Here is a 19,546-nt window from a genome sequence, read left to right on the forward strand (position 1 = left end):
GTATCTTTGTTACTATGAATTTTATCGACACTGTGTCGATAATGCAACTATAGAAAAAGGGAGTTTACAAATGGAGAAGGGAATAACAGAAAAAAATAAGAAAATTTTATTACTTGTACTAATTGCTGGATGTTTTTTATCAACATTAAACCAGACGTTACTTAATGTGGCAATGAGTAACTTAATGGAAGTATTTGATGTTACAGCTACAACTGTACAATGGTTAGCAACAGGTTTTATGCTCGTAAACGGTGTTTTAGTGCCAATTACGGCATTTTTAATGAAACGTTTTACAACGAGGCAATTATTTATTAGCTCAATGATTTTTTTATTAATCGGAACATTACTATGTGCCGGTGCCATCAATTTTGGCATGTTATTAACAGGAAGAATGATTCAAGCAATTGGGGCAGGAATTATTATGCCGCTCATGATGACAGTTATTTTATATTTATATCCTAGTGAAAAGCGCGGGAGTGTTATGGGAACTATCGGCTTTGCTATGATTTTTGCGCCAGCCATTGCTCCAACGTTATCTGGTTTTATCATTGAATATGTATCATGGAGATGGTTATTTATTGGATTAGCTCCATTTGTATTCATCGTCATTATTCTTGCGCTAAAATATTTAATGAACGTTGCAGATACGACAAAAGCAAGATTGGATATTGTAAGTGTCATTTTATCAACGATTGGCTTTGGTTGTGTTTTATTTGGATTCAGTAGTGCAGGAAGTAAGGGATGGGATCACCCGATTGTTATTACGACAATTATTACCGGGGTACTTGTTACAACGCTATTTTGCTTACGTCAAATAAAGTCTAACGATCCATTATTAAATTTATCCGTATTTAAGTATAAAATTTTTACTCTTACATCAGTGATCAATGTACTTATCACGATGATTATGTATGCTGATTTAATTCTTTTACCGATTTACTTACAAAACGGAAGAGGCTTTACCGCATTTGAATCAGGTTTACTTCTATTACCTGGAGCGGTCATTAATGCATTCTTATCACCAATTACAGGTAAAATGTATGATAAATACGGAGCAAAACCACTCTTTATTACAGGGTTAGTATTTATCATTATTTCGATGTGGGGGGTAATTGATTTAACTGAATCCACAACGTATATGTATGTAATGGTGCGTACTATTCTTTTACGGATTGGGTTAAGTTTCATTTCAATGCCTTTAAATACAGCAGGACTAAATGCTTTACCTAGAGAATTAGGTTCACATGGTTCAGCCGTAAATAATACGGTTCGTCAATTAGCCGGTGCTATTGGAACAGCTGTTGTTATTACTATATATACAACTCAAGCAACTTCACACGCTTCAGAGTTATCTTTAGAAAATGGAAACATTACAGCTATTCAACTAGCTAAATTATCCTCTATTTTCGGCTCAAGTGATGCGTATCTATTCATGTTATTTTTATCTTTCGTAGCATTAATCTTTGCATGTTTCATGCCTAAAAAAGTGGCAACTCAAAAACTTGAAAGTAAGGCAAGTAATTAGAATCGTTTATAGAGTAGTTTAGAAAGTATATGATGGAAGAAAAGCAAGGGATCTAATAATTAAGGTCATTTGCTTTTCTTTTTGTTTATGAACTTAACTGTATTTTGTAAAGATATTAAAGGAGACATGAAAAAATCCACCTACAACAATTAAAAGATTGATTGACCGAAACAATATAAAAAGGACTCGTAAATTTATCCCACTTTAATGGGCAGTAAGACCCCTACCTCAAAATTCAGCGAAAGCAAAGAAGTTAGGTAGGGGAGGATCAACTGCCCATAAAAGTCCGATTGGTGAGGGCTGATAATCAGTGGGGGATGAAGAAAACCTCCACTGATTAAAGTTTCACTTTATAAGAGTTCTTTTTTGCAATCCCAATAAATTCTTCTCAATAATTGAAAATAAAATCAATCCGGATTATTATATTGTTATTGTAAATTTATTTTATTGAAGGAGGATACATAGATGAAAAGCTCAAAAGGCGCTATTGAATCAGAGATAAGCAAAGCAATTACTCACTGGGAAAAGGACTACCTAGGACGCGGGTCTATATCCGTTAAGACAGATATATTACGGGATATGATTATCGTAAATTTACAAGGTGTTTTAACGCCGGCTGAATATAGTGTTTGCGAAACAAAAGAAGGTATGCTAACGATAAAGAAGAATCGTTCGGAGCTAGTTGAATCTGGAATTGATGATCTGAAAGAGATTATACTAGAATTAACTGGAGAGAAAGTGAAAAGCTTTCATACGGATATAAGCTCCCGTACAGGCGAACGAGTAATGATTTTTAAATTGCTTCATAATCTTGAGGAGAAATTTTAAAAATACCTTAAGGTTAGTGGAAGGATTAAGAAACCTACAAGTTTTGCACTTTATTAACAGGCTAATAATTAAAAACTTGAAGTTATTTAGGTATAATAAATCTTAATTCTAATAACTCTTAAAAAACGGATAAAGAAATTGACAAACTGCTTAATATGGTTTATCTTATAATTGTTTTAAAAAATTGATAGATGCTCATTTTAACAGCTTGCTATAATTAAGGCTTTAGCATTTTTTTAATATGTAATATTGACTAAATGAAAAAGTTTCTTAATTAAAAGATAGCGTATAACATAAATTGATATATTGATTGCATAATCTAGGAGATCAGAAATATACATTTCTTTTTAACAGGAGTAATACATACATTATTATCCTCTATAAAATGGGAGCTCTTCAAAAAACTTTATTGAAGTTAGTTGAAGTGAAACCGACAATCTCCATAATTCAATGATGATATAAAATCATTGAATTATGGAAGTTGTCGGTTTTTTTTATGGGAAAAAACGATGCACTAAAAAGAGTGAATGAAAATTGAAATTTAAAAAACTATCGTAATTAAAAGGAATTTTTATAGGCTATTTTCGCTTAGAAGGGAGTATTTAACATGTTAATTTCGCTGAGTTCATCAACACTGTTAACTTTATTTTTTATGGCGCTTAGTGCTTCTTGGCTAAGTGGATTATTGTTTTTAAATGCAAGGATGCCTTTACGTTTTGTTCATATCCATATTGGTATCGCTGCTTTGCCTTCATTGGTTTCTTTACTCGCACTTGTTAATAACAATGGAGATAGAGTTGTGGGGCCTTGGCATCTAGATACTTTAGCTTGGTTAATGGCTTTCTTTGTTCTTACAATTGGTTTAATCATTCAGCGTTTCTCTGTACGTTATTTAATGGGAGATCGCTCATATCGAAAATACTTTGCACTTTTTACATTTACTACAGGTGTATCTTCGGTTGCATGGTTAAGTGATGATCTTCGCTTAATGATCATTTGTTGGGGAGCAACGCTTATAGGATTGGTTCTACTCATAGGACTAAATAAAGGGTGGAAAGTAGTTAGTGAAGCAACTAAAATCTCTGGCTATTTATTTACAATAAGTTGGATTGCGTTGCTATCAGCTATCATTTGGCTTTTTCAAGTAACTGGACAGTGGCAGTTAACGTCAGTTTTAACGAATGAAGATGTAGCGCTACATGGAACATTGGAGAGAACAGGAATTAACTTATTAATTATATTAGCTGTGATGATTCCAGCAGCACAATGGCCTTTTCAAAGATGGTTAATTGAGTCTGCTGTTGCTCCAACTCCTGTTTCTGCTATTATGCATGCGGGTTTAGTAAATGCTGGCGGTATCATGTTAACTAGATTTTCACCTCTTTTTCATGATGATATTGCACAAATAATTTTACTAATTTTCTCTAGTATTTCTGTCTTAATAGGTACAGGAATTAGTTTAGTCCAAGTTGATTATAAACGTCAGCTAGTAGGTTCAACTATTGCACAAATGGGATTTATGCTTATTCAATGTGCATTAGGCGCTTATTTAGCAGCTGTTATTCATTTAATTTTACATGGTTTGTTTAAAGCTACACTATTTTTACAAGCTGGTTCTTCAGTGCAACGTTTTGGGGTAGTGAATCAGTCTAATGAAAAGATGGCCAATTTATGGATTATAGTCGGGCGTGTTTTAGGATTATTTATAGCAATTACTTTCTGGTTTATGACTTCTGGAGAGGGGTATCAACTAGTTAGTGCGTTAATCTTAGGCTGGTCACTATACTTTTCATGGAAACAGCTTGTTGTTTTTGGAGAGGGAAGAATGGGACGAATTGCTGGCGTAATTGTTTTGATTGGATGTTCTCTCATTTACTTTACTGTTCATAATTCTCTTTATAAATGGTTGCATACTGATATTTATCAAAGTGTTCAACCTTCAGCTCCAGCCGTTATCTTTGTTATATGTATTTTACTATTTAGTAGTGTTATTAGTACTTTCGTTACTCGTCATCAATCTTCTACTTTATTCGCTGTACTTTATCTTTGGTTAGTTCGAGTAGGTGAGGCGAGACGAAAGTCAGTAGAAAGTCACCCAGGCTATCTGAAACATTATGTATCAAAGGGAGGTAATTCGTGATGAGCATATCGTCAATATTAAAGAAAGATACAAACATTGATATGCAAGAAAATAATATAAATGATTTAGTTGCATCTGCTAGCCGAGTTATTGCACCACTTTGGCCTATCTCTACGTTTGCAGCTCATCACCCTTGGATGGGACTTGAAAAGCAATCATTTGAACAAGTCGCAAATTGGTTAAAAGAAGCTCGTAATGTGGATATTTATCCTAGTGCCTCCATGATTCATTCGGCAAAAGCGAAAGGTGAGATTGAGGAATCATTTTTACAAAGTAGTTTGTCTCGTTGGCTGGATTCACAATCTTTTCATATTCCGCGAGACAAAGTAGAGCGATTTTGCCAAGCAGCTTTAAAGTTAGAAAAATTACCTTCTAGTCTATTATTATCGCCAGAAGTAAATAAATTGGCAGAAGAAATGAGTTATATAAATACAGCAAGTATGAAAGCCTCTGTTATGCAGCCAATAAGTTCGCTTATAGAGAATCAAAATGGTGAAAACCTATCTGATATTCTTAATTATCATATTATTAAATGGTGTAAATTATATCTTGATGACTCCGGATCAAGTTGGACGATGCCAAATCGAGAGAAAGGTTTTTATCGTGCATGGCACCACCTTATTAAATTTGATCCAGCGCTCAGTAAAAATGAGCGTAAAGTTTTAAAAGATTGGCCACAAGATGCCGAAGTAGCTTTAGCGAGAGCGTTATTTGAACTAGGAATTTCTGAATCTAACATACAAGCTTATCTTGAAGGGCACTTACTTTCTTTACCTGGGTGGGCAGGAATGATACGATGGCGCTCACAACAATCAATTCAGGAACAGCAACTTCTCATAGAATATTTAGCAGTTCGAATTTCTATGGAGCTGGCTATTGCAAAACCTTATTTACCTTTAAAAAATCAAAAGGTTGAGAAAAAATTTCCGATCGTCCCACTTATAGCTTCTTGGATCTATTGGGGGAATATTTCAACACGGGAATGGTTACAAATGCCTGCTGCTGAACAAAGTGAATTATTAGCATTCGCTTATCGTTTTGATGAAAATATTCGCAGGAAACTTTGGCTGGAAGCTTGGGAACAAACGCATGCAGAGCAATTAAGAGAGAAAATTGCTTCTAAACAACGTGTAACCAATGATAAAAAGCGTGTATTAGCTCAATTAGCATTTTGTATTGATGTACGTTCAGAACCGTTTCGTCGCCACCTTGAAAAATTAGGTCCGTTTGAAACATTTGGAATAGCTGGTTTCTTTGGATTACCAATTGCAACTAGTGAACTAGGTAGTAATAACAACCATCCTTCTTTGCCAGTTATACTCAAACCGAAACATCAAATAAAAGAGCTCACAAATGAAAATGAACTTAAATCTTATGAGCAGCGTAAGAGGGTAGGCAGTTCGGTACGTTATACATTTAAAACGATGAAACAGAACGTAATGACAAGTATGGCGCTACCTGAGTTAAGTGGTCCTTTACTTGGTCTACAGATGGTGACAAGAAGCTTTGTCCCAAGAGGAGTTGGTGGTTTCATTCGTAAACTTCGTAAAACTATGTTACAAAAACCTGATACAACATTCTCGCTTAATCATGTTCATGACACAAAGGGTGAGATACCTATCGGTTTTACGAAAGAAGAAAAAGTGAACTATGTGCGTCAAGCTTTGAAAATGGTGGGACTGACAGGGAAATTTGCTCCTTTAGTTGTAATGTGTGGACATAGTAGTCAAAGTACGAACAATCCTTATGCTGCAGCACTTGAGTGTGGTGCTTGTGGCGGAGCAGCAGGAGGATTCAATGCAAGAGTTTTTGCTACTTTATGTAATCTTCCAGAAGTGAGAGAGGCGTTGTTTGCTGAAGGTATTAAAATTCCTGAGGATACCATTTTTGCAGCAGCTGAACATAAAACAACAGTGGATGAATTGGAATGGATTTACGTCCCAGAACTTTCGGAAACTGCGCAAGAAGCATTTGATTGTATCAAGTCGATTATGCCAAATGTGAGCCAACATGCAAATAGAGAGCGTTTAACGCAATTACCAAATTTAAAAACGAAAATAAAAAATGCGAGTAAAGAGGCACATCGATTTGCAGAAGATTGGAGTGAAATACGTCCAGAATGGGGATTAGCTCGTAATGCATCTTTTATTATCGGGCAACGGGAATTAACTCAGGATTGTGACTTAGAAGGTAGGGCTTTCCTCCATAATTATGATTGGAAACAGGATGAAAGTGGCGATATATTAGCTAACATTATTGCAGGACCAGGAACAGTAGCTCAGTGGATAAATCTACAATATTACGCTTCAACTGTAGCTCCTCATTATTATGGTAGTGGAAATAAAACAACCCAAACCGTAACGGCGGGTCTTGGTGTTATGCAGGGAAATGCAAGTGATTTGTTGCCAGGCTTACCTTGGCAATCCGTTATGCAGTCAGATAGTGAGACGTATCATTCACCACTTCGTTTACTAATTGTAATTCAAGCACCTATTCAATATATAGAACGTTTACTAAATAATGATTTCACATTTCGAGAAAAAGTTCAAAATGGATGGGTTAGACTTGCAAGTGTTGATCCCGAGGGACGCTGGAAAAACTGGTAACAATTATTATTGTTACTAGCTTAAAAGTTTCATAAATACAATAATGAAGAAGGAGTGCTCCATATGAATTCAAAGAATAAAAAAGTTTTATTATTAACAGACATTGAACACGGAATAGAGCCTAGTATCCAACAAGTAACTAACATTCAACAAGAAAACATGTTGACTATACACAGCTATGATTCTGTAATTGTACATCCTTATGGAGATATAATGAGATCTATTATTATTGCTATTTATCAAGAAAATGTTAAAGAAATTTTTGTTGTCGGAATAGAGGATAAAGAAACTTCTTCAGTTAATCTACAAACTCAACGTGATTTCATAAAAGATAATATAGAATTAGACTATCTCTTTAAAAATTGCATGCCTGAATTTTTAAGTGGTAGCCTTGATGAATGGCTAAGTGGAAAAGAAAATGTTAGTGAAAATATTGAGAAGAGTATAGATATGATTTGTCATCATCCATTAGTGCCTTCTGATGTTAAAGTTCATGGTTTCATAATTGATAGAACGGGTGAAAAAGAAACGGTTGTTAAAATTTCTGCTAATAAAGTACTGAAACAAATGCATTTTTATGTGTAAGTTATCGATAGATAAGCAACTTTTATTTGGACTTGTGTCCTTTACAAAGAGCAAAAGAAATCTTCTATAAATGGGGATCTTTTGCTCTTTTTGTTTGAATTTTTAATGTGTTTTATAGGAGATATCTAATATGTACATAATAAAAATATATAACCTTTTGCATGAAATTTTAAGGACGGATTAGCAGGTGATAATAAAGTTAATCGTAAAATAGAAGTGTATATTGTGATTTATCCCGCATTAACGGGTAGCCCTATTGGTGAGGGCTGATTAAATTTTTACTTTATTTTAAGATTATTGCTAAACAGAATGGAGATTCTTTAATTATGAGAATAAAACAGTTAAAACCTAAAATGATATGGAAAAAAAGAATGTTGCTAACTCTTTTTATTGTTTTCGGATTGATTATTGCGGGGGGGATTTTCTGGAATGTTTCACCTATTCCGAAAGCGTTTCTCATAAAAAAAGCATTTGAAGGTGGAATGTTTGTTCAATCTAATAATTATAAAAACGCTCTAAAAGAGACACGAATTGTTAAAGATATCAATTATAATTCTAAATTTCCTGATGGTACATTAGACATTATTTATCCCAAAAATTTTATAGGGAAAACACCTGTTATTTTTTGGGTGCACGGGGGTGGATTTGTAGGTGGAGATAAATCAGACATTACTGGTTATGCAGTAGAATTAGCTGCTCGTGGTTATACAGTGATAAATATAAATTACGCTCTTGCTCCTAAAAGAAAGTATCCTACACCAGTACTACAACTTGGTGAGGCTTATGAATATATAAAAGCAAATGCAAAGAAATATAATGTAAAACTAGATGACCTATATTTTGCAGGAGATTCTGCGGGAGCGCAAATATCTGGACAATTTGTTACTATTCAAACATCTCCAGATTATGCGAAATTAACCGGAATTGACGCTATTGTTACTCCTTCTACAATTAAAGGTATACTGCTATTTTGCGGCCCGTATAATATGCCTGCATTAGCTAAAATGGAAACATCCAAAGAAGTGCAAGACTTTATGCGTACTACTGGCTGGGCTTACTTTGGGAAAAAGAAGTTTGAAACATTACCTGAAATGGAAATCGCCTCTATTTATAAACACGTTACAAAAGATTACCCACCAACGTTCATCACAGATGGAAATACTGCATCATTCGAAGATCAAGGTAAAGCATTAGCTTCTACTTTACAAAATAAAGGAGTATCTGTAGATACACTTTTCTTTGATAAAAATATCTCTGGCGAGTTAGCACATGAATTTCAATTTAAAATGAACACTCCAGCAGGTGAAGAAGCTTTTAACCAAGTTCTTAAATTTCTAAATGAAAATAAATAATATATATACTATTAACTTTTTATAAGCCTAGTTTAATACCATATATGGGTGAACAAAATATTGCATTAATAATCTAATGGTAGCAAAAATAAATTTGATAAGAAGTATATAGTAAGAATGATTTGGAAATACAGATGGGGATATAACTATTTTATTTAGGACGGTGCACTTTAAATGGATTTACAGAAAGGGAAATTATATTGGAACACAACTTTTTCTAATACACCTTCTTATCCTCGGTTGGAAGAAGATATAAAATGTGACGTACTAATAATAGGAGCAGGAAGTTCAGGTGCTCAATCAGCATATTATTTGAGTGAATCAGATTTAAATATTGTTGTCGTTGATAAAAGAAAGGTAGGACATGGAAGTAACCTTACAAATACAGCACTTATTCAATATTTAGGAGATAAGATGTTTTTTGAACTTGTAAATACATTTGGAGAAGAGTATGCAGTTAAGCATATGAAATTATGTGAACAAGCTATTAATGATATTGAATATGCTGATCAAAACTTGCCTTATTGCTCTGACTTTAAACGACGTGACAGTTTATATTATGCAAGCTATGAAGAGGATATAAAGAAATTAGAAAAAGAACTGTATTATTTACATAAGCATGATTTTAAAGCGACTTGGCTATCAGAGGAACAAATTGGACAGAGATATCCATTTAAAAAACGTGCAGCTATTTATACGTATAATGATGGTGAAATAAATCCTTATAAATTTACACATAGTTTATTAGAACAAGCTTCTAATAAAGGAGTTCAAATTTATGAAGATACAGAGATTGTTGGCAAAAAGTTAGAGAAAGAATGTGCTATCTTTTATACAAAGGGGGGCAATTCTATTACTGCCAATAAAGTAATTGTGGCTGCAGGATATGAAGGATTGGAATTTAAAAAGGAAAAGAACGCTACACTGATTAGCTCATATGCAGTTGTTACTAATCCTGTAGAAGATTTATCTTCTTGGTATAAACGTACTCTCATTTGGGAAACTGCGAGACCATATATTTATATGAGAACTACTGCAGATAACAGGATTATTATAGGTGGGCTAGATGAAGATACAAACATTGCTCAAGAAAGAGATTCAAAATTAATCCATAAAAAAGAGAAATTAGTAAATGAATTTAATAAGCTCTTTCCCAATATAACAGTTGAACCTGAATTTTATTTAAGTGCTTTTTATGGTGGTACTCATGATGGTTTACCTATAATTGGAATGTATGAAGAGTTTCCAAATTGTCACTTTATCTATGCGTATGGAGATAATGGATTAGTATATAGTATGGTACTTTCTAAAATTGTTCGAGATATAATTATTAAAGGTTCAAGTCCGGATTTGAATTTATATTTACAAACTAGACCAAAACTAAATGAGTAAGTTGCATGTATGCAAAATCAAGGTAGTTTAAAAAAGTAATAGTTTTTACGGTTTTAATTACTTTATATAGGAAGCAATTCTACAATTATAATCTCTCCAATATATTTGGGGGGATTTATTTTTTTTTTATGATTTATTGAAAAATAGTCTAATTAGACTATAATGAATATATAGTTTAATTAGACTATATATTTTATTGAGTGTGAAAAAAGGAGGAAAGAGGCATGGTTGCAAAAGAGAGCAACTTACGCTTAGTGATAGCTGGGTTAATGCTAGGCATTTTAATGGCTGCAATGGATAATACAATTGTTGCCACTTCAATTGGTACAATTGTCTCAGATTTGGGTGGATTGGATAAATTCATATGGGTTACTTCTGCTTATATGGTTGCAGTTATGGCGGGTATGCCTATTTTCGGGAAATTATCTGATATGTATGGTAGAAAGAGGTTTTATATTTTTGGTTTATTAATCTTCTTAATTGGTTCTGCATTATGTGGTACTGCGCAAAGTATTGTTCAGCTAAGTATTTATCGTGCAATTCAAGGTATAGGTGGGGGGGCACTGATGCCAATCGCCTTTACCATTGTATTTGATATTTTTCCTATTGAAAAAAGAGGGAAAATGACTGGATTATTAGGGGCCGTATTTGGTTCTTCAAGTGTATTAGGACCTTTATTAGGTGCGTATATAACAGAAAATATTAGTTGGCATTGGATTTTTTACGTCAATATTCCAATTGGTCTAATGTCATTAATTTTTATTTTAAAAGCTTATAAAGAAAATAATCCACCTACTAAGCAAAATATTGATTGGTGGGGGGCGATAACACTCGTCATAGCAGTAATTAGCTTAATGTTCGCTTTAGAATTGGGAGGAAAAGAATTTAAGTGGGATTCGATACAAATCATTGGGTTATTTGCATCGTTTATTGTATTTTTTGTTGGCTTCTTATTGGTAGAAAGAAAAGTGAAAGATCCGATAATATCATTTTGGATGTTTAAGCGTAAGGAGTTTGCAATATCACAAATTATTACGTTTTTCTATGGAGCAACATTTGTTATTTTAACAGTATTTATTCCTATTTTTGTTCAGGCTGTATATGGTGGAACAGCAACTAATGCTGGATTAATTTTAACCCCAATGATGTTAGGTTCTGTAGTAGGTAGTGCAATTGGTGGAATATTTCAAACGAAAATTAGTTACCGCAACTTGATGTTATTATCTATAATATCCTTTGGGATAGGTATGTATTTGTTAGGAACGATGGATCCGCAAACAAGCCGTGTACTTTTAACGATATACATGATTATAACGGGATTTGGAGTTGGATTTTCGTTCTCTTTGCTTCCCACAGTTTCTATTCATAATATGGAACCGAGATTCCGTGGTTCAGCTACTTCGACAAATTCATTCTTTCGTTCACTAGGTATGACAATTGGAGTAACGATTTTTGGCTCCATTCAAAATAGTACCTTTACAGCTAACTTAAAGGATGCTTTTAAGGGAATAGAACATGGTTCCAGCATGTTAAATAATCTAGGTGATCCAAGTGCAATATTTCGCTCAGATGTAAGATCCAGTATCCCTACGTTTATTCTTGAAAAAATTATAGCTGCTATGTCATCTTCAATTACTACTGTTTTTCTATTAGCTTTAATTCCAATTATCGTTTCGTTTATAGCAATATTATTTATGGGAAATTCCAAAGCTGGTACAAAGGATAATAAAGTGAATTTGAAGTCATAAATTTTATAAAACAAAAAGATTCTTTACTTATTTTTAGCTTATACTATTGGTATAGGTTATTAAGGAGTGGAGAGTTATGAATACAAAGCTTTTTATGCTGGGTCTTCTTATGGAGAAAAATAGGCATCCGTATGAAGTCCAGCAACTTTTAAAAAATAGTGAAATGAAATATTATATAAAAATTACTAAAGGCTCTTTATATTATACATTTGAGCAACTTGAAAAGAAGGGCTTTATAGAGGTTGTTGATATTATTCGTAATGAACAACGCCCTGAAAGGACTATTTACGGTATTACTAAAAGTGGTAAACAAGAATTTGAGCATTTATTATTAGAGCAAATGATAAAGAAAGAGGATATGCATCGTCCTATATATGAAGCGCTACTTTTTGCACAATATGGGGAGGAAGAATTAATTCTAGAACAGCTAAAAACTAAAATTTCTCAACTGACGTTATATCTTACTACCCTTCAAAAAGTATATGAAGAAAAGTGTGGAAAAGAGAGTGTAGCTAAGTTATATATATTATCTAGTGTCATTTTACATTTAAGAACAGAGTTAAAAGTTTTACAGAGTTTATATAACACCATAAAAAATGAAAAGATAGATAATATAGGAAATGATGTACTTAGAGAGATAGAAAATCAATGTTTATAGTGAAGAAGATTATAAAATAAAAAGGATGATTCTTATAGTATTTTAAAAATAACAGAAGTACTTGTTCTCATAAAGAATGAATTGTGCTTTAAGAATTAGAAGGGATAGCCATGCAAAATAAAATTATTGTTATGTTTCAAAAAGATTTTCGTTTATATGATAACCCAGCGCTATTTGAAGCTGTTCAGTCTGGTGAGGTTCTTCCGGTATATATACAAGATGAAACTTTTTCAATAGGAAGTGCGGCAAAGTGGTGGTTACACCATGCTGTAAAAGATGTAAAGAAGCAACTTGAGGCATTGGGCTCTACTTTAATAATTCGTAAAGGACGTACGGAGGAAGAAATACTTTCTCTCATAGAACAATTAGATATAACGGCTGTATATTGGAATATTTGTTATGATCCTGACAGATTACAATCTAATCAAAAAATGAAAATGATGTTAGAGGATAAAGGTATTATCTGTAAGGAATTTAATTCGCATTTATTATTAGAACCGTGGATTATAAAAAAGAAGGATAACACTGAATATAAGGTGTTTACGCCTTTTTACAATGCATTTCAAAAGCAGGTAATACCTAAACCTATTAGCAGAGTGCAGAGTATAAAGTGGGGAAACTCTTTACCAGCAAGCTTATCTGTTTCAGAATTACACTTGTTGCCGACTATACCGTGGACATCTCATATGGAAGCAATATGGGATCCGACAGAAGAAGGGGCATATAAAACATTCAAGAAATTTTTCTCTAGCAAATTAGCCTTTTATAGTGAAGGAAGAGATTTTCCAGATCAAAATGTCCATTCGATGTTGGCACCGTATCTTTCATTTGGTCAAATATCAGTAAAGCTAATGTTTCATTACTTAATAAATAAAAGTACCGAAAGACAATGTAGTCTTTTTGAAAAACAAGTTAATAGCTTTATACGTCAATTAATTTGGCGAGAGTTTTCTTATTATTTACTATATCATTATCCATTTACAGTATCTAAACCTCTTAATAAGAGCTTTGAAAATTTCCCGTGGGATAAGGAAGAGGAGTTATTAAGCGTATGGCAGAAGGGTGAAACTGGTTATCCGTTTATTGATGCGGGAATGCGGGAGCTTTGGCAAACAGGTTTTATGCATAATCGGGCAAGAATGGCTGTAGCCTCTTTTCTTGTAAAGCATTTGTTAATTCCATGGCAAGAAGGAGCAAAATGGTTTATGGATACACTACTAGATGCTGATATTGCAAATAATACAATGGGATGGCAATGGGTTGCTGGAAGTGGGGCAGATGCATCACCGTACTTTCGTATTTTTAACCCCATCACACAAGGAGAAAAGTTTGATAAAAATGGAGAGTATATAAGAAGATGGGTACCAGAATTAAGCGATATACCGAATAAATATATACATAAACCATGGGAAGCGCCTGCGCATATTTTACAAAAGGCCAATATAAAGCTTGGGGATACATATCCTTATCCGATTGTTGATCATAAGGCAGCACGAGAGAGAGCCCTTTGTGCATATAAAAGTATGAAAGAATTTGTATAAAATAGGTTAAACAATATGTATTTGGAATTTAAATATTAGAATTTTATCCATTACAAGGGCATACTAATCATATAAAGTTTCTATAATCTTCTAGTAAAAAGGAGAATGTTTATGAAAAAATCTAGTATTATAGTATTTTTACTAACATATGGTTTGTTTTATGTTTCTAGTGTTTTATTCCCTATTGATCGTACTTGGTATGATGCGTTAGAAAAGCCGTCTTGGACACCTCCTGGTATGACAATCGGAATGATATGGGCTGTATTATTTGGACTTATTGCATTATCAGTTGCAATTATTTACAACAACTATGGATTCAAGCCAAAAACATTTTGGTTTTTATTCCTTTTAAATTATATATTCAATCAAGCGTTCAGCTATTTTCAATTTAGCCAAAAGAATTTGTTTTTAGCAACAGTAGATTGTTTACTTGTCGCTATTACTACGTTACTTCTCATAGCGGTTTCTTCCAAATTATCTAAAGTATCGACATGGTTGCTAATACCATATTTTTTATGGTCTGCATTTGCTACATATTTATCTTGGACAATTTATAGTATAAATTAAAGACGGAACTAAAAACTTGAGCACAATAAAAATGCTCGAGTTTTTATGTGTGTTAATGATAATCCGAAATATGGAATATATACATCTTATGGAGGTCATCTTTGTGAAGAAATGGATAAAAATTACGCTGTACTCTTTACTAGCTATTTTAATTATAGGAAGTTTTACTTTTTTGACTTGGTCTCAGTTTACTTATAAACCGACGAAAGAGGCTTTGTCGTTAGTAGATGATAAAAAAGATGAAGATAATATCGTTTTTGGAGCGAAAGATGCGAAAGTAGGGGTTATTTTTTATCAAGGAGCTAAAGTAGAAGCTGAGGCTTATAGTTACTTAGGAGAAGCGCTTGCAAAAGATGGGCACTTTGTAGTAATGCCTAAGTTACCATTAAATTTAGCGATACTTGGAATAAATGAGGTAGACAGTGTAATTGAAAAGTATCCGGAAGTTCAAAAATGGTATGTTGCAGGGCATTCAATGGGAGGAGCTATGATTTCTAAGTATGCCTTCCAACATGAAGACAAGGTAGACGGGATTATTTTCTTAGGTTCGTATCCTGCAGATGACTTTTCTACAAAATCGATTCCGATGTTATCAATTTATGGGGAAGTAGATGCTTTAGCAACTGTAGAAAAAATAGAGAACAATAAAAAGTTCATGTCAAAGAATACAACTATGCACATGATAAAAGGGGGAAATCATGCTCATTTTGGCATGTATGGTGAGCAAAAAGGTGATAATGCGAGTTTAATTACGGCAAAAGCACAACGAGATGAAACAGTAAAAGTAATTGAACAATGGTTATTGGAACAATGATAACGAATTTAATAAATCTACCGAAAGAATTATCCAAACGGTAGATGGGAGAGAGAATAAAGAGCCAAATCGTATGAATTGGCTCTTTTATTTATTTGCTATCTCCAATTGTCCCCTTATTTTCTCCGGAATATCCTCTTTAGAAATAATATCGTAAGAATACACATATTTTCCTTTCACATGAATTTTTAAGTAAGTTTTTCTTATAAAATCATTAGGCGTGTTCGTTCCAACTGTATATTCTTTTTCATTACTTAATTCGTCAACAGCTTTTAGTGAGTACATAGCTTTTCCTTTATGATGATAATCTGGAACACCATATCCTTTCGCAACGGCATATACATTTTTTTCTTCAGCAATCGGATTAAATCTGTCTAAATCTCCACGTAATATGAAAGGTAGTAAGTATATAGGGAGGCCTATTCCTAGTATGCAAATTACAAATTTCTTCATGATTGTTTCTCCTTTTGTCTATTTACATTTTTGAGTATAGAAAAAAGTTCTTATGAATATAGAGGGAAATTCTTTAAGTTTTTCTTAATAAAGTTTAACTTTGTGAAAAAAACTAATTTGAGCATTAAGTTTACGAAATGAATAGCCAAATAACCTGTTTTCTTTATTTTTTGATGGTAGGTTATTAGGCTTTATATTGGTATGAGTGAATTAAGAAATAAGTGAGATTTAGGAAATAGAATGAATTTATCTTACAGTAATAAGAGAATTACCTAAATAAATGATAGTGAGAACAATTAAAGACAGCATCTAGTGGGGTGCTTTTTTCTTTTGAAACAGAGAATCTCATGGGTAGGTTACATGTAATTTCGTGCTGTGCTTCTAGGTCATTGGAAAATCCAACAATAAAAAAAGAGGGGGAAGGCGTTTTTTATTGAAGTTTGTTAATGATAGATTTTTAACTTGAGAGGGGGATCGTAAAATAGATTATTAATCTCTTTGGTAATTTTTATTTTCCTTATAGTTGGCATATTGTATTAGAAATTTTAAATTTTGAAGGGAGAATCAATAAGTATGGGTAAGAAAAGAAGAATAAGTAATAAGTTATTACTTATCAGTGCAATTTTTACAATAGCAATTCCCTCAGTCTCATATGCGGAGGAAGTAATTTCACCTGAAAAGTTTACGAGTTCTTCAAGTTTGTATGAGGGACGGAATACGGAAATTTTGAAAACAAATTTATATCCTAATACATATAATAATCCATTTAACCACCAATTTATTTCAAAATTAAAGGAAGTAAACACAAATATAAAAAAAATAGACAATAGTGATGATGAAAATCCTATTATATCTACTACTCTTTCATTTATTCGCCATATGAATAGTGAAGATTATAAATCTGCATTTGATTTAACCTCAAGGTCATTACAGAAAATAATATCCGAAGAATGGCTGAAGAGCTATTGGGAGGGACTCCCAGTTCAATTACAAGCAGGTTCTTTTATAGAAATTGGAGAGGTTACACAAAAAGAGACAAATCCTGTTCATACAAATGTGGAGATTCAATTAGTTTTTGAAAAAATGACTGTACCTTTACTAATTAAACTAGATCCATCTGGAAAAATAGACGATTTTCAACTCAGCATGTCGTTTAGTCCTGTTGCTGAGCGTCCGTCATATAGTAAGCCTGAATCATTTGTTGATAAAGAAGTAGTAGTTGGAAGTGGTGCATTTCCATTACCAGGAACATTGTCGGTTCCAAAAGGAAATGGTCCTTTTCCAGCGGTTATTCTTGTTCAAGGATCAGGAGCAACTGATCAGGATGAAACAGCGTTTGCTTTAAAACCGTTTCGCGATTTAGCTGAAGGTCTTGCATCGAAGGGAATTGCTGTCCTTCGCTATAATAAAAGAACTTATGAACATGGGTTGAAAACACAATTTAGTCCCTTTTATACAGTTGATAAAGAGACAACAGATGATGCTCTTCTTGTAACTCAATTTCTTAAAAATGAGCCTCTAATAAATAAAAATCAAATTTATATTTTGGGTCATAGTCAAGGTGGAATGATGCTTCCGAAAATGATTGAAAAAGACCAAAATAAAAATATTGCTGGAGCAATTGTAATGGGAGGGCCAGCTCGTACGATCCAAGACGTTGTTTTAGATCAATTTGAGTACCTTTTCTCTATTGGAGCAATGAACCAGGAGCAATATAAATTCTACAAATCGCAATTTGAATTATTAAATGATCCAAATTTCTCTGGTCAGAATCCTCCAAAAGATTTTTACTTAGGATCAGCAGTATTTTGGGATTCTATTCGGAAAATTAAAGCAGCAGAAATGTCAAAAGAACAAAAGACACCACTTCTTATTATTCAAGGAGAAAGAGACTATCAAGTTCAATCAAAAATCGAAATTCCTCTTTGGAAAGAACAATTAAAAGAACGAAATAACGTTGATTATCGACTATATCCAAAGTTAAATCATTTCTTTACAGAGGGCGATGGGGAAATAAGTAAGCCGGATGAATATTATAGTCCTGCTAATATACCTGAGTATGTTATAAATGATATTGCTGCTTGGGTGCAAGGCAGATCGCAATTAAATTAGCAACCATATGTTTTAATAAAGACTTTCTTTCTGTAATCAAAATAGAAATATTTTTATTAGGTTATATGTTTTTTTAGCACTCTTTGAAAAGGAGTGCTTTTTTATTTTTCTATGATTTCTATAAAACAATGTGCTTACCTTCCAAACAAATCGTTATTTGGAGCGCTTTTATCAAAGCAAAGTTCTTGTGACATTTCTTTGATATTAAAAACATGAATAACCTATTGTGTAAAATTTTTCGAAAATTTAGGTTTAACATCTTTAAAATAGGTGTATTACATATTACATAACAACTAAATAAAAAAATAAAAAATCTAAAGGAGGAAAGATACCATGCATACGAATGAAAGAAAAACGGTAGTTTATGAATATCAAAATGAACAGGAAGTAGTTATGAAAGTAAAAGAGCTAGAATTGCAAGGGGTTCGCCACGATGACATTTATGTTTTAGCACATGAAAAACATATAACAAAAAGGATTGCGGATGATACAAACACAAATACGATTGGAGTAAAAGAACAAGGATTGGGCACAAGTATTATCAACTTTTTCTCCAAAAAAGGGGACGAGCTCCGAAATCAAATGGAGGAAATGGGGTTGTCGAAGGAGGAAGCTAACTTATATGAAGAAAAACTAGATCAAGGGAGAATTTTACTCCTAGTAACAGATGAAACACTAACGGCGAGTGATAGGCAGCCGCAAAACTATCATTCTCTCTAATAGATTGCAACATCTGATAAATAGGTAAGGTAATTATTTTAGGTTGTAGCATTGAAGAAAATAAAAATAGAAAAGGATGAGAAAAATGAAACATACAATATTTAAATATGCTGTGATTGGAATTACGACCGGAGTCATAGTCTCCCTATTAAAAAAAGAAAATCGGAAAGCTATACAAACAAAAGGAAAAAGCGTAAAAGAAAAACTACAAGAAGGAAACATAAAGGAAACATTGGAGAAGGTAACTGAGACAAGTAAACAATTTTCTGTAACTGCAGCTAATGTTGCAAAACAAACATTACCACAACTGCTTACAGCCACACCAGTTGTCATTTCTACCATTAAAGACTTAACAGAAAACGAAAATAATAAAAAGAAAACAGGTGAAAAGGATTACGAAATAAATGAAAATAGTAAGAACTTAGACGGGGAAAAAACGAAAAATGAAAAGAAATATGTGAAAGAAGGGAAAGAAGAGAGTGCCTAGATTTAACTCTAAAAATAG

16 protein-coding genes are annotated in these 19,546 nt (G+C 33.1%); 15 read left to right on the top strand and 1 reads right to left on the bottom strand.

Annotation, left to right across the window (positions count from 1 at the left end; genetic code table 11):
* Positions 1-70: 70 nt before the first annotated feature.
* The 12 genes from BM089_RS18240 (at position 71) to BM089_RS18295 (ending at position 15,756) form a co-directional block, all read left to right on the top strand.
* Positions 71-1,525, top strand: a complete 1,455-nt coding sequence (locus BM089_RS18240; protein WP_000410730.1) for a DHA2 family efflux MFS transporter permease subunit — start codon at positions 71-73, stop codon at positions 1,523-1,525.
* Positions 1,526-1,990: 465 nt separating this feature from the next.
* Positions 1,991-2,353 (top strand): Na-translocating system protein MpsC family protein, encoded by a 363-nt coding sequence (locus tag BM089_RS18245; RefSeq protein WP_072938919.1) that lies wholly within the window; start codon positions 1,991-1,993, stop codon positions 2,351-2,353.
* 607 nt (positions 2,354-2,960) lie between these two features.
* The gene (locus BM089_RS18250; protein WP_090977670.1) at positions 2,961-4,493 is read left to right on the top strand and encodes an NADH dehydrogenase subunit 5; all 1,533 of its coding nucleotides are present in this window, start codon (positions 2,961-2,963) and stop codon (positions 4,491-4,493) included.
* The gene (locus BM089_RS18255) at positions 4,493-7,099 is read left to right on the top strand and encodes a DUF2309 domain-containing protein (RefSeq protein ID WP_090977673.1); all 2,607 of its coding nucleotides are present in this window, start codon (positions 4,493-4,495) and stop codon (positions 7,097-7,099) included. The genes BM089_RS18250 and BM089_RS18255 overlap by 1 nt, the downstream gene beginning before the upstream one ends.
* A 63-nt stretch (positions 7,100-7,162) precedes the next feature.
* Positions 7,163-7,684, top strand: a complete 522-nt coding sequence (locus tag BM089_RS18260; RefSeq protein WP_001086247.1) for a carbonic anhydrase — start codon at positions 7,163-7,165, stop codon at positions 7,682-7,684.
* 326 nt (positions 7,685-8,010) lie between these two features.
* Positions 8,011-9,036 carry an alpha/beta hydrolase gene (locus BM089_RS18265; RefSeq protein ID WP_072938907.1) on the top strand — a complete coding sequence of 342 codons (1,026 nt, stop codon included), beginning with the start codon at positions 8,011-8,013 and terminating at the stop codon, positions 9,034-9,036.
* 174 nt (positions 9,037-9,210) lie between these two features.
* A complete protein-coding gene (locus BM089_RS18270) occupies positions 9,211-10,428 on the top strand; it encodes an NAD(P)/FAD-dependent oxidoreductase (protein ID WP_061660766.1) in 1,218 nt (405 codons plus the stop codon).
* A 224-nt stretch (positions 10,429-10,652) separates the two neighbouring features.
* Positions 10,653-12,176, top strand: a complete 1,524-nt coding sequence (locus BM089_RS18275; RefSeq protein ID WP_000225812.1) for an MDR family MFS transporter — start codon at positions 10,653-10,655, stop codon at positions 12,174-12,176.
* Positions 12,177-12,252: 76 nt separating this feature from the next.
* Entirely contained in the window at positions 12,253-12,834 is a 582-nt protein-coding gene (locus BM089_RS18280; protein WP_001093176.1) for a PadR family transcriptional regulator, read from the top strand.
* A gap of 110 nt (positions 12,835-12,944) precedes the next feature.
* Complete coding sequence (locus BM089_RS18285) at positions 12,945-14,375, top strand: cryptochrome/photolyase family protein (RefSeq protein WP_090977675.1); 1,431 nt, start codon at positions 12,945-12,947, stop codon at positions 14,373-14,375.
* A 111-nt stretch (positions 14,376-14,486) separates the two neighbouring features.
* The gene (locus tag BM089_RS18290) at positions 14,487-14,942 is read left to right on the top strand and encodes a TspO/MBR family protein (RefSeq protein WP_000749743.1); all 456 of its coding nucleotides are present in this window, start codon (positions 14,487-14,489) and stop codon (positions 14,940-14,942) included.
* A gap of 103 nt (positions 14,943-15,045) precedes the next feature.
* The gene (locus tag BM089_RS18295) at positions 15,046-15,756 is read left to right on the top strand and encodes an alpha/beta hydrolase (protein WP_000758821.1); all 711 of its coding nucleotides are present in this window, start codon (positions 15,046-15,048) and stop codon (positions 15,754-15,756) included.
* Positions 15,757-15,843: 87 nt separating this feature from the next.
* Here the strand turns inward: BM089_RS18295 and BM089_RS18300 are convergent, their stop codons facing one another.
* Positions 15,844-16,209 carry a YxeA family protein gene (locus BM089_RS18300; RefSeq protein ID WP_000714887.1) on the bottom strand — a complete coding sequence of 122 codons (366 nt, stop codon included), beginning with the start codon at positions 16,207-16,209 and terminating at the stop codon, positions 15,844-15,846.
* A 573-nt stretch (positions 16,210-16,782) separates the two neighbouring features.
* Here BM089_RS18300 and BM089_RS18305 point away from each other — a divergent pair.
* The 3 genes from BM089_RS18305 to BM089_RS18315 all read left to right on the top strand — a co-directional run bounded on the left by BM089_RS18305 (position 16,783) and on the right by BM089_RS18315 (position 19,528).
* Complete coding sequence (locus BM089_RS18305; protein ID WP_000516847.1) at positions 16,783-18,321, top strand: alpha/beta hydrolase; 1,539 nt, start codon at positions 16,783-16,785, stop codon at positions 18,319-18,321.
* Between the two features lie 333 nt (positions 18,322-18,654).
* A complete protein-coding gene (locus tag BM089_RS18310) occupies positions 18,655-19,041 on the top strand; it encodes a YflT domain-containing protein (RefSeq protein WP_000557322.1) in 387 nt (128 codons plus the stop codon).
* A gap of 85 nt (positions 19,042-19,126) precedes the next feature.
* Positions 19,127-19,528 carry a hypothetical protein gene (locus tag BM089_RS18315; RefSeq protein WP_000683216.1) on the top strand — a complete coding sequence of 134 codons (402 nt, stop codon included), beginning with the start codon at positions 19,127-19,129 and terminating at the stop codon, positions 19,526-19,528.
* The last annotated feature ends 18 nt before the right edge of the window (positions 19,529-19,546 follow it).

Origin of the sequence: Bacillus sp. 5mfcol3.1, from assembly GCF_900114335.1 — a bacterium.
In the GTDB taxonomy this organism is placed as follows: domain Bacteria; phylum Bacillota; class Bacilli; order Bacillales; family Bacillaceae_G; genus Bacillus_A; species Bacillus_A thuringiensis_S.

What these genes read in the sequence shown, in the direction of transcription:
- BM089_RS18255 (WP_090977673.1), top strand. Translation starts at nt 4,493, where the DNA reads ATGAGCATATCGTCAATATTAAAGAAAGATACAAACATTGATATGCAA.
- BM089_RS18310 (WP_000557322.1), top strand. Translation starts at nt 18,655, where the DNA reads ATGCATACGAATGAAAGAAAAACGGTAGTTTATGAATATCAAAATGAA.
- BM089_RS18300 (WP_000714887.1), bottom strand. Translation starts at nt 16,209, where the DNA reads ATGAAGAAATTTGTAATTTGCATACTAGGAATAGGCCTCCCTATATAC.
- BM089_RS18285 (WP_090977675.1), top strand. Translation starts at nt 12,945, where the DNA reads ATGCAAAATAAAATTATTGTTATGTTTCAAAAAGATTTTCGTTTATAT.
- BM089_RS18265 (WP_072938907.1), top strand. Translation starts at nt 8,011, where the DNA reads ATGAGAATAAAACAGTTAAAACCTAAAATGATATGGAAAAAAAGAATG.
- BM089_RS18315 (WP_000683216.1), top strand. Translation starts at nt 19,127, where the DNA reads ATGAAACATACAATATTTAAATATGCTGTGATTGGAATTACGACCGGA.
- BM089_RS18305 (WP_000516847.1), top strand. Translation starts at nt 16,783, where the DNA reads ATGGGTAAGAAAAGAAGAATAAGTAATAAGTTATTACTTATCAGTGCA.
- BM089_RS18270 (WP_061660766.1), top strand. Translation starts at nt 9,211, where the DNA reads ATGGATTTACAGAAAGGGAAATTATATTGGAACACAACTTTTTCTAAT.
- BM089_RS18275 (WP_000225812.1), top strand. Translation starts at nt 10,653, where the DNA reads ATGGTTGCAAAAGAGAGCAACTTACGCTTAGTGATAGCTGGGTTAATG.
- BM089_RS18290 (WP_000749743.1), top strand. Translation starts at nt 14,487, where the DNA reads ATGAAAAAATCTAGTATTATAGTATTTTTACTAACATATGGTTTGTTT.
- BM089_RS18250 (WP_090977670.1), top strand. Translation starts at nt 2,961, where the DNA reads ATGTTAATTTCGCTGAGTTCATCAACACTGTTAACTTTATTTTTTATG.
- BM089_RS18245 (WP_072938919.1), top strand. Translation starts at nt 1,991, where the DNA reads ATGAAAAGCTCAAAAGGCGCTATTGAATCAGAGATAAGCAAAGCAATT.
- BM089_RS18240 (WP_000410730.1), top strand. Translation starts at nt 71, where the DNA reads ATGGAGAAGGGAATAACAGAAAAAAATAAGAAAATTTTATTACTTGTA.
- BM089_RS18280 (WP_001093176.1), top strand. Translation starts at nt 12,253, where the DNA reads ATGAATACAAAGCTTTTTATGCTGGGTCTTCTTATGGAGAAAAATAGG.
- BM089_RS18260 (WP_001086247.1), top strand. Translation starts at nt 7,163, where the DNA reads ATGAATTCAAAGAATAAAAAAGTTTTATTATTAACAGACATTGAACAC.